Source organism: Rhizobium sp. FKL33, from assembly GCF_005222915.1.
Taxonomy (GTDB): Bacteria; Pseudomonadota; Alphaproteobacteria; order Rhizobiales; family Rhizobiaceae; genus Rhizobium_E.
The window spans coordinates 28,433-46,829 of record NZ_STFX01000040.1 but is presented as its reverse complement, the minus strand read 5'-3'; the positions used below and the strand labels follow the sequence as shown (position 1 = coordinate 46,829).

15 protein-coding genes are annotated in these 18,397 nt (G+C 61.1%); 11 read left to right on the top strand and 4 right to left on the bottom strand.

Translation table 11 applies throughout. The features are described 5' to 3' along the window. The first annotated feature begins 94 nt into the window (after positions 1-94). The 7 genes from E8Q41_RS22435 to E8Q41_RS22405 all read left to right on the top strand — a co-directional run bounded on the left by E8Q41_RS22435 (position 95) and on the right by E8Q41_RS22405 (position 9,804). Positions 95-1,990 (top strand): ABC transporter ATP-binding protein, encoded by a 1,896-nt coding sequence (locus E8Q41_RS22435; RefSeq protein WP_137157805.1) that lies wholly within the window; start codon positions 95-97, stop codon positions 1,988-1,990. Then, positions 1,987-3,888, top strand: coding sequence for an ABC transporter substrate-binding protein (locus E8Q41_RS22430; protein WP_137157804.1), 1,902 nt, complete (start codon positions 1,987-1,989; stop codon positions 3,886-3,888). The genes E8Q41_RS22435 and E8Q41_RS22430 overlap by 4 nt, the downstream gene beginning before the upstream one ends. A gap of 2 nt (positions 3,889-3,890) precedes the next feature. Next, positions 3,891-4,889 carry an ABC transporter permease gene (locus E8Q41_RS22425; RefSeq protein WP_137157803.1) on the top strand — a complete coding sequence of 333 codons (999 nt, stop codon included), beginning with the start codon at positions 3,891-3,893 and terminating at the stop codon, positions 4,887-4,889. Further along, positions 4,886-6,061, top strand: coding sequence for an ABC transporter permease (locus E8Q41_RS22420; RefSeq protein ID WP_137157802.1), 1,176 nt, complete (start codon positions 4,886-4,888; stop codon positions 6,059-6,061). Before E8Q41_RS22425 ends, E8Q41_RS22420 begins: the two co-directional genes overlap by 4 nt. A gap of 68 nt (positions 6,062-6,129) precedes the next feature. Next, positions 6,130-7,341, top strand: coding sequence for a glycosyltransferase family protein (locus tag E8Q41_RS22415; RefSeq protein ID WP_137157801.1), 1,212 nt, complete (start codon positions 6,130-6,132; stop codon positions 7,339-7,341). A gap of 58 nt (positions 7,342-7,399) precedes the next feature. Continuing rightward, positions 7,400-8,644: a glycosyltransferase gene (locus E8Q41_RS22410; protein WP_137157800.1), complete on the top strand. Its 1,245-nt coding sequence runs from the start codon at positions 7,400-7,402 to the stop codon at positions 8,642-8,644. Next, positions 8,641-9,804 carry a glycosyltransferase gene (locus tag E8Q41_RS22405; protein ID WP_137157799.1) on the top strand — a complete coding sequence of 388 codons (1,164 nt, stop codon included), beginning with the start codon at positions 8,641-8,643 and terminating at the stop codon, positions 9,802-9,804. Before E8Q41_RS22410 ends, E8Q41_RS22405 begins: the two co-directional genes overlap by 4 nt. Before the next feature lie 8 nt (positions 9,805-9,812). On the opposite strand, the gene E8Q41_RS22400 is transcribed toward E8Q41_RS22405, so the two are convergent. Beyond that, positions 9,813-10,478 (bottom strand): class I SAM-dependent methyltransferase, encoded by a 666-nt coding sequence (locus E8Q41_RS22400; protein ID WP_137157798.1) that lies wholly within the window; start codon positions 10,476-10,478, stop codon positions 9,813-9,815. A gap of 292 nt (positions 10,479-10,770) precedes the next feature. Between E8Q41_RS22400 and E8Q41_RS22395 the strand changes: the two genes are divergently transcribed. From E8Q41_RS22395 to E8Q41_RS22385, 3 genes are all read left to right on the top strand, one after another. Further along, positions 10,771-13,485 (top strand): ABC transporter ATP-binding protein, encoded by a 2,715-nt coding sequence (locus E8Q41_RS22395; protein WP_137157797.1) that lies wholly within the window; start codon positions 10,771-10,773, stop codon positions 13,483-13,485. Between the two features lie 45 nt (positions 13,486-13,530). Then, positions 13,531-13,992, top strand: a complete 462-nt coding sequence (locus E8Q41_RS22390; protein ID WP_137157796.1) for a cyclic nucleotide-binding domain-containing protein — start codon at positions 13,531-13,533, stop codon at positions 13,990-13,992. Positions 13,993-14,226: 234 nt separating this feature from the next. Beyond that, a complete protein-coding gene (locus E8Q41_RS22385; RefSeq protein WP_246660295.1) occupies positions 14,227-15,003 on the top strand; it encodes an MBL fold metallo-hydrolase in 777 nt (258 codons plus the stop codon). Positions 15,004-15,015: 12 nt separating this feature from the next. Here the strand turns inward: E8Q41_RS22385 and E8Q41_RS22380 are convergent, their stop codons facing one another. The 3 genes from E8Q41_RS22380 to E8Q41_RS22370 are packed head-to-tail and all read right to left on the bottom strand — an operon-like array spanning position 15,016 to position 17,269. After that, positions 15,016-15,744, bottom strand: coding sequence for a polysaccharide deacetylase family protein (locus E8Q41_RS22380; protein WP_137157794.1), 729 nt, complete (start codon positions 15,742-15,744; stop codon positions 15,016-15,018). Positions 15,745-15,747: 3 nt separating this feature from the next. Beyond that, a complete protein-coding gene (locus E8Q41_RS22375) occupies positions 15,748-16,839 on the bottom strand; it encodes a glycosyltransferase (RefSeq protein ID WP_137157793.1) in 1,092 nt (363 codons plus the stop codon). Positions 16,840-16,888: 49 nt separating this feature from the next. Continuing rightward, positions 16,889-17,269, bottom strand: coding sequence for a helix-turn-helix domain-containing protein (locus E8Q41_RS22370; RefSeq protein WP_137157792.1), 381 nt, complete (start codon positions 17,267-17,269; stop codon positions 16,889-16,891). A 103-nt stretch (positions 17,270-17,372) separates the two neighbouring features. Between E8Q41_RS22370 and E8Q41_RS22365 the strand changes: the two genes are divergently transcribed. Continuing rightward, entirely contained in the window at positions 17,373-18,386 is a 1,014-nt protein-coding gene (locus tag E8Q41_RS22365; RefSeq protein ID WP_137157791.1) for a zinc-binding alcohol dehydrogenase family protein, read from the top strand. Positions 18,387-18,397: the final 11 nt, after the last annotated feature.

Genomic DNA, 18,397 nt, shown 5'->3' with positions numbered 1-18,397 from the left:
ATTGTGAACGGCGCATAGACGCATTCCCGGTCATGCGTTAGCCTCCCGGAAAAAAGAAAATGGAGCGTCTTGGGCGCGATAGGGAAATAGTGGAATGAGCCTTGGACGGGATCTCCTCAGGATCGAAGACCTGAGCATCTCCTTCTCTTTGCTGGGAGGGAAGATCGATGTCGTGAAAAAGGCGTCGTTACGTGTGTCTCCGGGCAAGATTACCGCGTTGGTGGGCGAATCGGGATCCGGAAAGTCGGTCATCAGCCAAGCTGTGATGGGTATTCTTCCGTCGATCGCCCGCGCCTCCGGCCGCATCCTTTTCAATGACGATCTCTGTTCGAAGGGACCGATCGACATTGTCGGCCTGCAGCGTGACGGGCGTGATATCCGCGCGCTGCGCGGCAATCGCATGGCGATGATCTTTCAGGAGCCGATGACCTCGCTGTCGCCGCTGCACACGATCGGCAACCAGATTTCCGAGGTTCTCGCTATACACGAGGACATCTCTGCCGATGAGCGCCGCCGCCGCACCGAGGAGATGCTTGGACTGGTCGGCTTTGTCGATCCTGCGCGCGCTTTCGGCATGTATCCGTTCGAACTCTCCGGCGGCATGCGCCAGCGCGCGATGATCGCCATGGCGTTGATCTGCCGTCCTTCGCTTTTGATCGCCGATGAGCCGACCACGGCGCTCGACGTCACCATTCAGGCCCAGATCCTCAAACTGCTCAAGGATTTGCAGGCCAAGCTCGGCATGGCGATTCTGCTGATCACCCACGATCTCGGCGTCGTCGCCAATGTCGCCGATGAAGTGGTGGTGATCTATCACGGCGAGATCATGGAAGCAGGACCGGTCGACGAGATCTTCCGCGCGCCCTCTCATCCTTATCTCAAGGCGTTGCTGGCTGCTGTGCCGCATTTCGATATGGGACCGGGGGAGCGGCTGAAATCTCTGCGCGAGGCCAAGGTCAATGTCCACTCGCTGGTCGGTCAGGGCGAAGCGGTGTCCGCCAAAGCGTCCGACGTGATCCTGAGCGTGCGCAACATTTCCAAGACTTTCAGCAAGGGCAAGTCGATCTGGTCCCGCAAGGCTGATACGAACAAGACGCCCGCCGTCCGCGATGTGAGCTTCGACGTTCGGCGCGGCGAATGCCTCGGTCTGGTGGGCGAAAGCGGTTGCGGCAAGACCACGCTCAGCAAGATCCTGATGCGCGCCGTGACGCCCGATGCGGGCGCCGTGACCTTCAACGGCGCCGATGGCCGCGATATCGACGTTCTCACCGCCGAGGGCGCGGGCCTCAGCGATCTGCGGACCAAGATCCAGATGGTGTTTCAGGACCCGGTGTCGTCGCTGTCGCCGCGCATGACGATCCAGAATGTGGTCGCCGAGCCCCTGGAAATCCACGGTCGTGGCGACGCGGCCAAGCGGGCAGAAAAGGTCGCGGCTCTGATCGAAGCCGTGGGCCTGGAGAAGCGCCACCTCAACCGCTATCCGCACGGTCTGTCCGGCGGCCAGCGACAGCGTGTCGGCATCGCCCGCGCCCTCGCGCTTCGGCCCGAACTGGTGATCTGCGACGAGCCGGTGTCGGCGCTCGACGTGTCGGTGCAGGCGCAGATCCTCAATCTTCTCAAGGATCTGCAGTCGGAGCTTTCGCTCACCTACATCTTCATCTCGCATAATCTCGCGGTGATCGATTACATGGCGGATCGCATCGCGGTGATGTGCCGGGGGCGTCTCGTCGAGATCGCGCCGCGGCACAAGCTTATGCGGGAGCCCGTGCATCCCTACACCAAGTCGCTTCTGGCCGCGGTGCCCTTTCCCGATCTCGATCGCCCGCTGGATTTCAACACGCTGCTCGCCAACGGGGCCTCCGACCAGAAGAGCTGGAGCCCGCAATTCCGCGAGGAAGTCGATGAATATGCGCTGGCGCCGGCGGATCTCGGCGACGGGCATTTCGTTCTGGCGAGACAGACCGTAGATGCGCGGGAGTTGCGCTCATGATGGACAGGCGAACCTTTCTCGGCGCGATGGCGGCGACGCTTCTTCCGGTTGGCGTGCGCGCGGCTGGCCGCGAACCCAAGTTTTTTGAAGAGCGGCTTCTCGCCGGCTCGCTCGATCCGATCGAGATGCGGCTCCCCCGCCATCCCCGGGTGGTCAATCTCGGGGATATGGGCCGCAAGCCCGGCGTCTATGGCGGCACGGTGCGCAGCATCATCGGCAGCCAGAAAGACATCCGCCTGATGACGATCAACGGCTATGCCCGACTGGTCGGCTATGACGAGAATCTGGCGCTGCAGCCCGATATCCTGGAGAGCTTCGAGTCGATCGAAGATCGCGTCTTCACCTTCAAGATTCGCGAGGGGCATCGCTGGTCGGATGGTTCGCTGCTGACCTCGGAGGATTTCCGCTATACCTGGGAAGACGTCTATATGGACAAGGATCTCAAGCGCGGCGGCCTGCCGCGCGAGTTGCTTGTCGATGGCGAGGGCCCAGGTTTCGAAGTGCTGGACGCCTATACCGTCCGCTATACGTGGAAATCGCCCAATCCCGATTTCTTGCCACGCATCGCCGCGCCGCAGCCCTTGGTGATGGTGATGCCGGCGGCCTATATGAAACAGTTCCACAAGCGCTATCAGGACGAGTTTCGCCTGAGTTCGCTGATGAAGGAATACAAGGCCAAGAAGTGGGTCGATCTGCACATCAAGATGTCGCGCAGCTATCGACCCGAGAACCCTGATCTTCCGACGCTCGACCCGTGGCGCAACACCACCGCGCCGCCGTCGGAACAATTCGTCTTCGAACGCAACCCTTTCTTCCATCGCGTCGACGAAAACGGATTGCAGCTGCCCTATATCGACCGGATCCTGTTGAGCGTCAGCGCCAACGACATCATCGCGGCCAAGACCGGCGCCGGCGAGGCGGATCTGCAGTTCCGCGGGCTCGACTTCACTGATTACGCCTTCATGAAGGACGCGGAGAAGCGCTATCCTGTGAAAGTGTCGCTATGGAAGCGGACAACGGGCTCGCAGGCGGCGCTGTTGCCCAATCTCAACACGGCCGATCCGGTCTGGCAGACGCTGATGCGCGATGTCAGGTTCCGGCGGGCGCTGTCGCTGGCCATCGATCGCAGCGAGATCAACAAAGTGGTGTTCTACGGGCTTGCCGCCGAAAGCGCCGACACGGTGCTGCCGGAAAGCCCCTTGTTCAAGCCCGAACTCAAGACGGCCTGGGCGACGTTCGATCCTGCAGCCGCCAACAAGCTCCTCGACGAGATCGGCTTGACGGAGCGCGACGATGACGGCCTTCGCCTGTTGCCCGATGGTCGCTCCTTGCAGATCATCGTGGAGACCGCGGGCGAAAGCACGCTGGAAACCGATCTCCTCGAACTGATCACCGATCACTGGCGCGAAATCGGCGTGTCGCTGTTCATCAAGACGTCCCAGCGCGACGTGTTTCGCAGCCGCGCCATCAGCGGCACGATCATGATGTCGATGTGGACCGGGCTCGACAATGGCGTGCCGACGGCCGACATGAACCCAGGACAGCTGGCTCCGACCTCCGACGAACAGCTGCAATGGCCGCTCTGGGGCAGCTATTACCTGTCGAACGGGATGGAGGGCAAAGCGCCTGAGATGCCCGAGCCGCAGAAGCTCGTCGATCTCCTCGGCCAGTGGCGGCATGCAAGCGCCACTGAGGAGCGCCGGCGCATCTGGGACGAGATGCTGTCGATCTATTCCGATCAGGTGTTTTCCATCGGCATCGTCAATTCGGCGCTGCAGCCGATGATGCGCGCCGCCCGGCTGCAGAACATGCCGGACAAGGGTTTGTTCGGGTTTGACCCGACCTGCTATCTCGGCGTCTACATGCCGGACACGTTCTGGTACCAGGAGGAAGCCTGACCATGCTGCGTTACATCGCCTGGCGCTTCCTTGTGATGATCCCGACGCTGGTGATCATTTCCGCGCTGATCTTCACCATTATCGAACTGCCGCCCGGCGATTACTTCGAGAGCTACGTCGCAGAGATCCAGGCCCAGGGCGAAGCCGTGGACATGCAGGAGATCGAGGAACTGCGCCACGAATACGGCTTCGACCAGCCGCCGGTGCTGCGCTATTTTCACTGGGTCGCCGGCATGCTGCAAGGCGATTTCGGCTATTCCTTCGAGTATCAGCTGCCGGTGTCCGACGTTGTAGGCGACCGTCTGTGGTTGACCGTGCTGGTGTCGTTCTGCACCATTCTCCTGACCTGGCTGATCGCCTTTCCGATCGGCATCTATTCCGCGACCCATCAGTATAGCTGGTCGGACTATGGTCTGACCTTTCTCGGGCTTCTGGGGCTTGCGATCCCGAATTTCATGCTGGCGCTGATCCTGATGTATTTCGCCAATATCTGGTTCGGCACTTCGGTCGGCCACCTGATGGACCAGAAATATCTTGGCGAACCGATGAGTTGGGAGAAGTTCACCTCGGTGCTGGAGCATCTCTGGATCCCCGTGCTGATCATCGGCACGGCTGGCACGGCGAGCATGATCCGCAAACTGCGCGCCAATCTGCTGGATGAGCTGCAGAAGCAATATGTGGTGACGGCGCGCGCCAAGGGCATGCATCCGTTCAAGGCGCTGGTGAAATATCCGCTGCGCATGGCGCTGAATTTCTTCATTTCCGACATCGGCTCGATCCTGCCGGCGATCATTTCCGGCGCAGAGATCACGGCCATCGTGCTGTCGCTTGAAACCACCGGCCCGATGCTGATCAAGGCGCTGCAGAGCCAGGACATGTATCTCGCCGGCTCCTTCCTGATGTTCCTCGCCTTTCTAACGGTGATCGGCGTTCTTATCTCCGACATCGCGCTCGCCTTCCTCGACCCGCGCATTCGTCTTCAGGGCGGGAGCACCAAATGACGTCCTATCTACCCGAACCCGGCGCGCCGCTCCGCCACTATGTGTCCGACGCTCACTTCGATCCCTATTCGATCGAAAAGGACACGGCCGAGCAGAGCCGTTACAACAAGGCCTCGCAACTGCAGCTGATGTGGTGGAAATTCCGCCGTCACCGGCTGGCGGTGATTTCGGGCGTGTTCCTGATGATCCTCTATTTCATCATCATGATCGCGGAATTTCTTTCGCCCTATAATCTTCATTCCCGGCATCCTGATTTCATCCACGCGCCGCCGCAGGCCATTCATCTGTTCCACGAAGGCTCTTTCGTCGGGCCCTTCGTCTATGGGCGGAAGATGACGCTGGATATGGATACGCTCAGGCGTATCTACACCGAGCAGACCGACCAGGTGCAGCCGCTGCGCTTCTTCTGCCGAAGCGATTCCTACCGGTTCTGGGGCCTGTTCGAGAGCAATGTGCATCTCGTCTGTCCTTCCGAAGGCGGGCAAATGTTCCTGTTGGGAACGGACCGCCTCGGCCGGGATGTGCTGTCGCGCATCATCTACGGCGCGCGGATCTCGTTGACCATCGGCCTGATCGGCATCGCCATTAGCTTCAGCCTCGGCGTGATCATCGGCGGTTGGGCGGGCTATCTCGGCGGGATTTTCGATCTCGTGGTGCAGCGCATCATCGAAGTGTTGCAATCCATCCCTAGCATACCCTTGTGGATGGCGCTCGCGGCCATCATGCCGGTGACCTGGAGCCCCATGCTGATCTATCTCGGCATCACGGCCATATTGGGCCTTCTCGACTGGACAGGGCTTGCCCGCGCCGTCCGTTCGAAACTCCTGTCGCTGCGCGAAGAGGATTACGTGCTCGCGGCCCAATTGATGGGCGCGAAAAGCAGCCGGATCATCGGGCGGCATCTGGTGCCGGGCTTTATGTCGCATCTGATCGCCACCGCGACGATGTCGGTGCCGGGCATGATTCTCGGGGAGACGGCGCTGAGTTTCCTGGGTCTGGGTCTGCGTCCTCCGATCACAAGTTGGGGAATTCTGCTCACAGAAGCGAAAAGTGTGAGCGTCATAGCCTTTTATCCGTGGCTGCTATTTCCTATTATCCCCGTCATGCTGGTGATACTGGCGTTCAACTTCCTTGGCGACGGTCTGCGAGACGCCGCTGATCCCTATAAATGAGGTGAGTTCGACATGTGGAAGAGTGACGCCCGCAGAATAGTCGTGTTTGCCGGATTGGGCGCCGCAGCATGACCCGCCGCCTCGAAGACGCCCGCATCCTGATGTACAGCCATGACACGTTCGGTCTCGGTCACCTGAGGCGATGCCGGACGATCGCTCATTCGCTGGTCGAGGATTATCGCGGCCTGCAGGTGCTGATCATCTCCGGCGCGACCATCGCCGGCGCTTTCGACTATCGCGCCCGCGTCGACTTCGTGAAAATCCCCAGCGTGATCAAGCTGCGCAATGGCCAGTACGAATCCATGGATCAGCACATGGATCTGCACGACACGCTGCAGATGCGCAAATCGATCATTCGCCACACGGCCGAGACCTTCCAGCCAGACATCTTCATCGTCGACAAGGAGCCGATGGGGCTCGAGGGCGAGGTCGAGGAAACGCTGGCGCTCCTGAAATCCCGTGGAACAACCCTTGTGCTCGGTCTCCGCGAAGTCATGGACTCGCCCCGGCTGTTGCAGGCCGAATGGGAGCGCAAGCAGGCGGTGCCGAAGATCGCCAAATATTACGACGAGATCTGGGTCTATGGGCCGCCGGACTTCTACGATCCGCTGGTCGATCTCGATGTGCCGGAGACGGTGCGCAAGCGGATGAACTTCGTCGGTTTTCTGCAGCGCAACGTGCCTAGGGAAGAGCTTCCGGGCCACAAGCCCGAAGGCGACTATATTCTGGTGACCACCGGCGGCGGCGGCGACGGCGCCGAGCTCGTTCACAATGTCATTCACGCCTATCAGCAGGATCCGGAACTGACCCATCGCGCGCTGATGGTGCTGGGCCCCTATATGCCGGCCAAGAAGCGTCGGAAGCTGATCCGCAAGGGCCGCTCGGTGCCCTATCTCGAGGTCATCGAATTCGACAATCGCATGGAAGAGCTCGTGGCGGGCGCAACGGCTGTCGTGGCGATGGGCGGCTACAACACCTATTGCGAGATACTGTCCTTCGACAAGCCGGCTCTGATCGTGCCGCGCGTGCAGCCGCGCGAGGAACAGTTGATCCGCGCTCAACGGGCCACCGAACTCGGTCTCGTCGACATGCTGTTGCCGGAGCAGGCGGAAGACCCGCTGCTGCTCGCCGCCAAGCTCAAGATGCTGCCGACCCAACCCGCGCCGTCGAAACGCGCCCAGGCGGGCCTCCGGCTCGAAGGTCTGCCGCGCATATCCGAACTCGTCGGGAGGATCTACGATCGTCGCCAACCAAACCGGCTGATGCTGGTGAAAGGGTGACGTGGGCGCCGCGATGGTTTAAGGGCTCCGGCAAGGCTTGCGAAAACATCGAGGCGTCATGGACCGTCGGAAAATCGTCGTTATCCTGAAAGGCTATCCGCGTCTTTCGGAGACATTCATCGCGCAGGAACTCCTGGGTCTCGAACAGGCGGGATTTGAGCTGGCGCTCGTAGCCATGCGCCGTCCGACCGACAAGAAGCGCCATCCGGTGCATGATGAAATCCGCGCGCCAGTCTTCTATCTGCCGGAATATCTGCATGAAGAACCGGTCCGCGTGTTGAAGGGCCTGTACGCCAGCTTCCGTAAACCCGGCTTTTCCCAGGCGTTGCGCGCATTCCTGCGTGATCTGCCGCGCGACATCAGCCGCAACCGCTTTCGCCGCTTCGGTCAAGCCGCGGTTCTCGCCGCCGAATGGCCGACGGGTTTTTCCTGGCTGCATGCGCATTTCATCCACACGCCCGCTTCAGTGGCCCACTACGCCAGCCTGATCACCGGCATTCCCTGGACCTGTTCGGCGCATGCCAAGGACATCTGGACCTCTCCGGATTGGGAGCTCAAGGAAAAACTGGTCGCAAACCGCTGGACAGTCACCTGCACCGAGAGCGGGCATACCCATCTCAGCCGGCTCGCGGGCCCGCAGGGCGATGTGCATCTGAGCTATCACGGGCTGGATCTCGCCCGGTTCGGGCCGAACGAGACGCCTAGGCCGGCGAGGGACGGTTCTGATCCGGCCGATCCGGTTCGCATCCTGAGCGTCGGCCGCGCCGTGGGAAAGAAGGGCTTCGACATTCTGATCGAGGCTCTGAGCCGCCTGCCGAAGGATCTGCATTGGCGCTTCGATCATATCGGCGACGGCGAGAAACTGCCCGGCCTCAAGGAGCAGGCGGCGCGGGCGGGGATTGCCGATCGCATGAACTGGCGCGGCGCGCTCGACCAGAAAGACGTGCTTTCCGCCTACCGGACCTCGGATATCTTCGCTCTCGCTTGCCGCATCACCGAGGATGGCGACCGCGATGGTCTTCCCAATGTGCTTGTGGAGGCCTCGAGCCAGGGACTGGTATGCGTGTCGACCGCGATTTCCGGCGTGCCCGAATTGTTGACCGATGGCGAAAACGGCTTCGTGACGCCGCCTGAAGATCCCGACGCTCTCGCGAAGGCCCTGGAGCAGGCCATTCGAAATCCTGCCCTGCGGCATCGGTTGGGCGCCGAAGCCGAGCATAAAGTTCGCAGCCGCTTCGATTTTCACACCAGCATAACCCAGCTCTCGGCGCTGTTCGAGAGCGCTTGGAAGGCCTCCTCATGACACAGGCTCCAGCTCCCGCCGATCGCCTCAAGGTGATGTTTTATGTGCAGCATCTCCTGGGAATCGGGCATCTGGCGCGCGCGAGCCGCATCGCCAGCGCCTTGGCTGCGGATGGATTCGAGGTCGCCATCGTCACCGGCGGCTTGCCCGTGCCCGGCTTCCCGCCCCCGGAGATACGCCACGTCGCGCTGCCCGCGATCGCCACGGGCGACAAGGGTTTCTCGGGGCTGGTCGACATCGACGGTCACCCTGTCGATGGCGACTTCAAGACTCGGCGTCGCGATCTCTTGCTGAGCGCTTTCCGCGATTTCGCGCCGGATGTGCTCATCACCGAAGCATTCCCGTTCGGACGCCGTCAGGTTCGGTTCGAGCTTCTGCCCCTGCTCAAGGAAGCAATCGCGTCGGTCAAACGGCCGCTTGTTCTCGCCTCGATCCGCGATCTCCTGCAGGAACGGTCCAAGCCGGGCGCCAATGAAGAAACGGTCGGGCTGGTCGAAACCTATTTCGATGCGGTTCTCGTTCACGGCGACGCGCGCTTCGCGAAGCTGGAAGACAGTTTTCCGCTGCAAGGCGAGATCGCCGACAAGATCGTTTATACCGGCCTCGTCGCCGCGCCACCCCCGGCGCCCGCTTCGGAAATCTTCGACATCGTGGTCTCCGCCGGCGGCGGCGCAGTCGGAATGGACCTCGTCAGGGCGGCCGCCGGGGCGAGCGACCTGCTGCCCAAGGATCTCCGCTGGTGCATCATCGCCGGCCCCAATCTTCCCGATGCCGATTTCAGGGAGTTGTCCGGACGCGCTTCCGTGAATGTCGAGGTCTTCAGGTTCCGCAAGGATTTCCCGAGCCTTCTGACGGGAGCGAGACTGTCGGTGTCGCAAGCCGGTTACAACACGGTCTGCGATGTGCTGCGCGCCGGGGTCCGTTCGCTGCTCATTCCGTTCACCGCCGGCGGCGAGACGGAGCAGACCGCGCGCGCCATGCGCCTTCAGGAGCGCGGTCGCGCACTGATGCTGACCGAAGCGGAGCTCGGCGTGGACACGATGCGCGCGTCGATCGAGAAGGCGCTCGCCGCGCCGGCGGGCGATTTGCCTGATCTCGATCTCGACGGCGCGCACAAGACCGGCGCCATCATCCGTGATCTCCTGCAGAGGCGGGTCTGAGGGCGGCCTCAGACCTCGCCGATCAGCATGAAGCGCGTATATTTCTTCTGCGGCAGCGATCCGCCGTAGAGGAGCCTGGAGAGCTTCGCCTGCTCCTTGAACGCGTCGAGAGAGGCCACGCAATTGATATGCGTCGGTTCGCTGAAATAGTCGTTCGACTGGAGAACGACGCGCGTTCCCTTCGGCAGCAAGTCGAGCCAACCGCGGAGATCGGCGATGTGCTCGCAACTCGTGTTGACGACCAGATCGGCCTTATGATCCTGATAGGGCAGGGCGTACATGTCTTCGGAAAGGGCGTTGAAACGGTCGATCCATGCGCCGTTGAGGGTGCGAGCCACTGACGCCACCGTCTCGTCGATGTCGACGCTGACGATCTTGCCGATCGTGAAGCGCGCATCGTCGAACAGGATGCCCGCCAGCACGCCATACCAGCCGCCGAGCACGAGGATCGTGCCGATTTCGCCGCCGATCGTTTCATAGACTGCGTCTCGCGCCCACATCTTGCAGGCTATCTGTTTGTGATTGAACGCAACGCCGATCTCGGCGTCGGGATGGCGGGCGACGACTTCGGCGAGGCCTTTGATGAGGGGGCTATGCGTAAAGGCGCTCACGCCGCGCAAAAGATCGAATGCAGCTTCGCGGGAGAACGAAGCGTCGGAATGCTGACTTGTCATGGGGCTCAAAAAATTTCGTGGTGCAAGTTGCTGTTTTGCGTCTTATGAATAGATAGGCTTCAGGATGCGCTTCGCTAGTGGCCGGGCAGGATATTATGGAGGGGCGGCGTTGAGACCAGGCGGAGACACGGGTCCGGCGCGTGATGGATCCACGATCGAACTCGGCCTTTGCGGCGGCAGACGAGCGCGACGACAGCGATTTGGCCTCGCCGACACCGTCTCGCATAAATCGGACCGGCTGTTTTTCAGTCTCCTAGACCTATCATTGTCCCTGGCGCGATAAGGAGCATCCATGGAAAAAGGCTTGCTCGCTTACATCTGGAACAATACGCGCAAACAGCAACTCTGGATCCTGCTGGTCGTCGCGGTGTCGATGGTGCCCTATTTCCTGTCCTTCGATCTGCCGAAGCAGATCGTAAACGGGCCGATCCAGGGAGACGGTTTCGAGGGCGCCGGCGCCACTCAACTGTTCATGCACATTTCCTTCGACCTGCCCTATATCGGCGAAGTCACGCTGTTTCCGGGCGTCGAGCTGGACCGGATGTCGATGCTGTTCGCGCTCAGCCTCGTCTTCCTGCTGCTCGTGGTGATCAACGGCCTCTTCAAGCTCTATATAAACACCTATAAGGGCCGGCTCGGCGAAAGGTTGCTGCGCCGCATCCGCTTCGATCTGGTCGACAAGGTCCTGAGGTTCCCGCCCGGGCAGTTCAAGCGCGTCAAGGGCGCGGAAGTCGCCAGCATGATCAAGGACGAGGTGGAGCCCCTCGGCGGGTTCACCGGCGACGCCTTCGTGTCGCCCGCCATGCTGGGCGGCCAGGCGCTGACGGCCCTCGTCTTCATCCTGGTGCAGAATCTCTGGCTGGGCATCGTCGCCGCGCTGATGGTCGGCATTCAGGGCTTCATCATTCCGCGCATGCGCCGCAGGCTTCTGGTTCTCGGCCGCGAGCGGCAATTGACCGCCCGGGAATTGTCGGGTCGCGTCAGCGAAATCTTCGACGGCATTCACACGATCCGGTCGTATGACACGTCGAATTATGAGCGCGCCGATGTGGCCGAACGGCTCGGCAAGATCTTCAAGATCCGCTACGACCTCTATCAGTGGAAATTTCTGGTCAAGTTCATCAACAATTTCCTCGCCTCGGTCACGCCGTTCCTGTTCTACTCGATCGGCGGATATCTGGCGCTGAAAGGCCAACTCGACGTCGGTCAGTTGGTCGCCGTCATCAGCGCCTACAAGGACCTTCCCGGCCCGCTCAAGGATCTGATCGACTGGGACCAGACGCGGCAGGACGTGCAGGTGAAATATGTGCAGGTGGTCGAGCAGTTTTCCGTTGAGGACATGCTCGAGCCCGACATTCAGAAGCTCGCTCTCACCACGGAACCGGTCGCCGACGCTTCGATCGCGGCGGCCAATCTGTCGCTCGCCGACGACAGCGGCGCGCAATTGCTGACAGGCGTTTCGGCAACCATTCATGCCGGCGAAACCGTAGCCTTGGTCGGTTCTGCCGCGGCGGGCGGCGAAGCTCTCGCCGAAGCGCTCGGCCGCATCCTCTGGCCGACCTCCGGTCGCATCCTGTTCGGCGGCGAGGATATTCGGATTCTGCCCGAATCGGTGACGGGCCGCCACATCACCTATGCGGCGTCGGACGCCTATATGTTCCAGGGCACGCTGCGCGACAACCTGCTTTACGGATTGAAGCATGCGCCACTTGCCGAAGCCGTCTATGACGAAGAGGCGACGAAGTATCGCAAATGGGCGCTGGCCGAGGCCAAGCAGGCGGGGAACCCGCTTTACGACATCAATAGCGACTGGGTCGATTATCGCGCCGCCGGCGCGAGCGGGCCCGAGGATCTCTCCCGGCAGATCTCGGAGATCCTCGACGCTGTGCAGCTATCGCGGGACATTCTCGATCTCGCCATACGCACGACGGTGGATCCGGCGCGATATCCTGACGTCGCCGAACGCATCGTCGATATCCGCCGCGCCTTGCGACAGGAACTCGAACACAACGGGCTCAAGGATCTGGTCGTCTATTTCGAGCCTGACAGCTACAACACAGAGGCGACGGTGGGTGAAAATCTGCTGTTCGGGACCGCCGTCGGACCGGAGATGACCGGGCCGGCGCTCAGAAAGAACAAGTACTTCCTGTCTTTCATGCGCAGCACCGGCCTCGATCTGACCTTCTACAAGATGGGCTTTGCGATCGCGGAGAACGCCGTGGATCTGTTCGGCGATCTGCCGCCGGACCACCCCTTCTTCCAGCAATTGACCTTCATGACCGCCGACGAGGTCCCGGAATATCAACAGCTTCTGCAGCGACTTCGGGGTAAGCGTTTTGAAGATATCGCCGATGACGACCGCGTCCAGATCATCAGGTTGAGCTTCTTCTACATCGAGCCGCGGCATCGTTTCGGCCTCCTGACCCGTGATCTGATGACGCGGATCGTGGAGGCGCGTCACGAATTCTACGCTGGTCTTCCCCCCGAACTGACGGGCGCGCTCGAGCGTTACGACCCGCATAAGTTCATGCTCGCCGCCAATCTAATGGACAATGTGCTGGTCGGCCGCATCAGCCATCAGCATCCCGACGGAGCCGAACGCATCCGCAAGATCCTCGCGGAACTCCTGCATTCGCTGGGTCTCTACGAGCAGGTCCTGTCGATCGGGCTCGACTACAATGTCGGCGCAGGGGGACGCAGGTTGACCATGGTGCAGCGCCAGAAGCTCAATCTTGCCCGCGCCGTGATCCGCCGGTCGAGCTGCTATGTGCTGAACGCGCCGCTCGCCAGCCTCGACGCGCGGCTAAAAAACCAGATTCTGCGCAATGTGCTCAAGTTGTTCGATGAGCGGGGCGACAAGCCGACGGTGATCTGGGTGCTGTCCGACACGTCGATGGCGACGTTCTTCGATCGGATTCTGGTGTTTGACAGGGGTAAGCTTGTGGAGGAGGGGACCCATGACGCGCTTATGCGGAGCAACGGCGTTTTCAAGGAGCTTGTGTCATAAAACTGTTCATGCTCTGATGCTAACCGCGCGTCCGCGAAGGGAGCCATGATGTTACAGGACGAAGTACAGAGTTTGAGGCAAGTTCCACTGTTTTCGAGGGTTGCTCCTTCGAAGCTGAAACTGTTGGCGTTTGCATCCGATCGTGTGACGTACCGCGCGGGCGAGGAAGTCTTTCACCAGGGAGACGCGGGCGACGCCGCCTATGTCATCCTGTCTGGGCGGGCCGATATTCTGACCGATTCTCCGAATGGAGAAATCAAGGTCGCGGAGCTCCCTTACAATACGATCGTCGGCGAAATCGCCATTCTCTGCGATATCACCCGAACGGCGACCGTGCGCGCATCTGCGCCGCTGGAGGCGCTGCGGATCCGTAAGGATGTGTTCCTCAAGCTGATCGCGGATTATCCGGATATGGCGATCGAGATCATGCGCGTGCTTGCGGATCGTTTGAACCGGACCACCACCGAACTGACCGAAGCTCGTAGCCAGATTAAAAGCGTTCATTAACCGCATGAATTTATCGTAAGGCGGGCGGAACAAGATGAACTTTGCTCGCATTCGCCTTTTTAATGCGCTAGCCTCCCAAAAATCGGGAAAAAGGAATGCTTGCGAATGGCAGTAGCGAATTTCGTTGGCAGAAAACTGGATTGTCGGCCGGGCGGCAGCCTTGACGACGTTCGACGCGGAGCTGCGGACACAAAGTTTAGACTGCGCGCTTGGGGCGTTCGGGGCAGTTTGCCTGTGTCTGGCCCGGAATTCCAGCATTACGGCGGCAACACGATCTGTATCGAATTGCAGTGCGGCGATCACAGGCTGATGTTCGACGCCGGTTCCGGCATCCTGCCGGCGGGAAAAGCGCTCCTGGCGGAAGGCGCGTCCGAATGCCAACTTTTTTTCAGCCACTGCCATTACGATCACATCATCGGGCTACCCTATTTCTCGCCGATCTACGATCCTCGGTCCTCGGTGACGGTGTGGTCGGGCCACACCAGCGGGAAAATGACCACCCGTGAGATTATCACCGAATTCATTCGGCCGCCGTGGTTTCCTATCGAAGTGAAGGCGTGCCGCGCCAATCTGAACTGTCGTGATTTCATGCCGCATGACGTTCTGCAGCCCTATCCGGGCGTGACGATCCGAACCGGCATGCTCAATCATCCCGGCGGTTCGATCGGCTATCGTGTGGAATGGCAGGGGCGCGTGGTGGCGATCATCACCGATACGGAGCATGTGCCAGGTGTGCTCGATCCGGAAGTGCTGGCGCTGATCGAAGGCGCGGATCTCTTCCTCTACGACACCAGCTATACCGACGAGGAAATGCCGACCTATGTCGGTTACGGCCATTCGTCCTGGCAACACGGCATTCGCCTCGCCCGCGCCGCGGGCGCGCAGAGGGTCGGCTTCATTCATCACTCTCCCCTGCGCACGGATAAGGCTCTGAGGGCCATCGATCACATGGCGTCGGAGAATTTCCCAGGAGCCTTCTCGGTCTGGGAAGGTCAGGTCATCGACGTCTGAGGCGTCTGCCGCTTAGCGCGTTGCGGGATCGATCCAGGCTGCTCCGGCATGCCGGTCGACGGTTTCGATGAGCCGAGCGAGAAAAGACCACGCCTTTTCGTCATGCACGAGGTGATGGCTCAGGAAGCCCATCACACCATCACCGTCTCGGATCGTTTTCAGCCGGGCAATGATCTCCGCAAGCAGCGGCGCATCCTCGCGGCCGCCCCGCGTTCCATGCCAATCCATGAGATCGACATGGGTGTTGATCAGCCTGACGGCGGCGCTTTTCTCGGGACCGAAGACGCTGAGGGATTCAAAACCCAGACGGCCCAGTTCGGTGACAATCTCTGGCGAGATGCGGTTCCAGGGCGGCACGAGCATCGACACGTTGCGTTCGGGATAGAGGATCCGAAGTTTGTCGAGCCCTGCGGAAAGTTCGCCGAGCACATTGCTGAGCGGTCGGTGCGAACCCAATTCCTGGTTCTTTTCGCCCGAAAGTGCGTAGCTGCGGTGTGACCAGCCATGGACCGCGACCGAAAGGACGGGAGCTCCAGAAAGCGACTCAGCGAGGGCCTCGCCCGTATGTTCAGGAATAACCGCCAGCGTGGCCGGGACGCCGCGATCGGCTGTGAGCGCGATCAATTGCTCCAGTGCCGGCGTGGGCTCGACCGCGTCGTCGTCCCGCAGCCAGAAAGGCGCAACGCGACCCGCATCGGCCCAGACGGAAAGTTCATCGTTCAGCGCGGTCCAGGTGCTCATCGATCAAGCCTTGCGGATATGGGTTTCGAGAATTTTGCCGAGGCGCGTCGTCGACGCGTCGAAGGAGCGTTCTTCGCGCGCGAACCGGGCGGCCTCCTCGGCAAGCGTTGCGCGGCGTCGCTCATCGGTCAGGAGGGAGCGGATAGCCTGAGCATAGGCGCCAAGATCGCCTGCATCGGTCAGAATTCCTGTCCGGTCTGCGATCACCACTTCCGGCACGCCGCCGTCCCTCTGGGCGACGACCGGCAGACCAGCCGCCTGGGCTTCGAGATAGGTCAGCCCATAGGCCTCGCGGCAACCCGGCCAGAGGAAGACGGATGCGCGCAGCATCATCGTTGTCAGCTCTTCCCGGCTCTTCAACCCATGAAAAGCGACTCGCTTCGGGGAGAAATGCGCGAATGCCGCCTCGACGACTGAACGCATCGGGCCGTCGCCGACAATGTCGAGCCGCCAATTGAGATCGCCGAGTTGGTCGAGCGCCTTGGCCAGCATCAGATAGCTATCGAGCTTGTTGCCGTCGCGCATCATTGCCGCGGTGATGAGCCGCCCGCGCTCCGGCGTCGGTTGCGTCTCGATTGGCGGGCGCGGGTCGAGAAAGGGGGGCAACATCGCCGTGACGGATACGGGAGACGTTTCTTTCAAACCCTGCCGGTCCCGGTCGGTGAAGCAGATATTGACGGCGGCGAGATCGATGCCTTCCTTCACTCGCGCCTGGCTGTCGGCCCAAACACCGATATTGCGCCGCGCCGAATAGGAGCATTCCGCCGTCATGTACGGGATGTCGAATGCGCGGCAGAGTTCCGGGCCGAGGAGGTCAGGCGATTTGTAATAGGGGTGATAGCAGAAAATGAGATCGGGCGTCCCCTCCTGGCGCCATATGTCCGCAAGACGCGCACGCTCCGCCGACGCCTGTCGAAGCAGTTCCGCATAGGCTGCCGCATCCGGCTCCTTGAGGTAGGCGCGAAGAGAAGAGGCGACGAAGACGTCATGGCCGAGAGCCGCCAGCGCCGCCAGCAATAGCCGCGCCATCAGCCTGTCGCCGGAGGGCACAGGATGATCGACGGGCTTCAGCGGCGCATAGAAGGCGATCTTCATGCTTCGGATCTAGGGCCGCTCCTTCTGATGGTCAAGCAGACCCTGTCCGTCATGCTGCCTGCTCTTGAGTAATCTCGGCAGGCTTCGGTTTGCCGAAGCGGCCGATATTGGCGTCGCCCCAGGCCTTCAGCGCCAGGAGAATGGGGATCATGCTCTCGCCGAGCGGCGACAGCGAATATTCCACCTTGGGCGGCACAACGGCATAGACGGTGCGGATGATCAGACCGTCCTCTTCGAGTTCACGCAGCTGGTTGGTCAGCATTCTCTGCGTGACATCGGGAATATGCCGTTTCAGCGCATTGAAGCGCAGGGTCCCGTTCATCAGGTGAAACAGGATCACCGATTTCCACTTGCCGTCTATCAAGGCGATCGCCGCCTCTACGGAACATCCGGGACTGCAGTCGAAGCGCGAATGGCGAGCCTTGGCCATGACGGTATCCTTTTCGACACTATAGGCGAATTTTGTATGTATTCTCCTTCTAAGAGGTTAGCCGCATATACGAGATCATTCAACCAAGGTTCAGGAGAAGAACATGAAAGCCATCGGATATCAGCAGGCCGGCCCCATCGATCGGGAGGATGCTCTGGTCGATATCGAACTCCCCAATCCTGTCCCCAAGGGGCGGGATCTGCTGGTCGAAGTCGCGGCGGTTTCCATCAATCCCGTCGACGCCAAGGTGCGGCGTTCGGCGACGCCGGAAACAGGTCAGTGGAAAGTGCTGGGCTGGGACGCCGTGGGTCGCGTCGCAGCAAAGGGCGACGACGTGACGAATTTCGAGATCGGCGACACCGTCTACTATGCCGGTTCGATCGCCCGAGCGGGCGCCAACAGCGAATTTCATCTCGTCGACGAACGCATCGTCGGCCGCAAGCCTGCAACGCTCAGCAACGCCGAGGCCGCCGCACTGCCGCTGACGGCGATTACCGCCTGGGAAATGCTGTTCGACCGTCTCGACATCCGCAAGCGCGTCCCGGGCGGCGCGCCCGCGATCCTGATCATCGGCGGCGCCGGCGGCGTGGGGTCGATCGCAATCCAGCTGGTTCGCGCCTTGACCGATCTCACCGTGATTGCGACGGCCTCCCGGCCGGAGACCCGCGCCTGGACAGAGGAACTCGGCGCCCATCACGTCGTAGATCACAGCCGGCCTCTTGCGCCGCAACTCGCGGCATTGGGACTTGGCGCGCCGTCTTACGTGTTCTCGACCACGGAGACGCATCGGCATGTCAAGGATGTGGTGGAGCTGATTGCGCCTCAGGGGCGGTTCGGCCTGATCGACGATCCCGAAGCGCTCGACATCATGGGCTTCAAGCGGAAGTCCGTATCGGTTCACTGGGAACTGATGTTCACCCGTTCGCTGTTTCAGACGCCTGATATGGCGCGGCAGGGGGAATTGTTGACCGAGGTCGCCCGCCTCGTCGATGAGGGGCGCATCCGCACCACGGTCACCGAGGTCTTGTCGCCCATCAACGCCGCCAATCTCAAGACTGCGCATGCGCGCATCGAAAGCGGTCGTTCCAAGGGCAAGATCGTTCTCGAGGGCTTCTGAAAGATGCGCGG

Excerpts from the sequence above, each read along its gene's own strand:
- E8Q41_RS22435 (WP_137157805.1), top strand. The coding sequence starts at position 95 with ATGAGCCTTGGACGGGATCTCCTCAGGATCGAAGACCTGAGCATCTCC.
- E8Q41_RS22430 (WP_137157804.1), top strand. The coding sequence starts at position 1,987 with ATGATGGACAGGCGAACCTTTCTCGGCGCGATGGCGGCGACGCTTCTT.
- E8Q41_RS22425 (WP_137157803.1), top strand. The coding sequence starts at position 3,891 with ATGCTGCGTTACATCGCCTGGCGCTTCCTTGTGATGATCCCGACGCTG.
- E8Q41_RS22420 (WP_137157802.1), top strand. The coding sequence starts at position 4,886 with ATGACGTCCTATCTACCCGAACCCGGCGCGCCGCTCCGCCACTATGTG.
- E8Q41_RS22415 (WP_137157801.1), top strand. The coding sequence starts at position 6,130 with ATGACCCGCCGCCTCGAAGACGCCCGCATCCTGATGTACAGCCATGAC.
- E8Q41_RS22410 (WP_137157800.1), top strand. The coding sequence starts at position 7,400 with ATGGACCGTCGGAAAATCGTCGTTATCCTGAAAGGCTATCCGCGTCTT.
- E8Q41_RS22405 (WP_137157799.1), top strand. The coding sequence starts at position 8,641 with ATGACACAGGCTCCAGCTCCCGCCGATCGCCTCAAGGTGATGTTTTAT.
- E8Q41_RS22400 (WP_137157798.1), bottom strand. The coding sequence starts at position 10,478 with ATGACAAGTCAGCATTCCGACGCTTCGTTCTCCCGCGAAGCTGCATTC.
- E8Q41_RS22395 (WP_137157797.1), top strand. The coding sequence starts at position 10,771 with ATGGAAAAAGGCTTGCTCGCTTACATCTGGAACAATACGCGCAAACAG.
- E8Q41_RS22390 (WP_137157796.1), top strand. The coding sequence starts at position 13,531 with ATGATGTTACAGGACGAAGTACAGAGTTTGAGGCAAGTTCCACTGTTT.
- E8Q41_RS22380 (WP_137157794.1), bottom strand. The coding sequence starts at position 15,744 with ATGAGCACCTGGACCGCGCTGAACGATGAACTTTCCGTCTGGGCCGAT.
- E8Q41_RS22375 (WP_137157793.1), bottom strand. The coding sequence starts at position 16,839 with ATGAAGATCGCCTTCTATGCGCCGCTGAAGCCCGTCGATCATCCTGTG.
- E8Q41_RS22370 (WP_137157792.1), bottom strand. The coding sequence starts at position 17,269 with ATGGCCAAGGCTCGCCATTCGCGCTTCGACTGCAGTCCCGGATGTTCC.
- E8Q41_RS22365 (WP_137157791.1), top strand. The coding sequence starts at position 17,373 with ATGAAAGCCATCGGATATCAGCAGGCCGGCCCCATCGATCGGGAGGAT.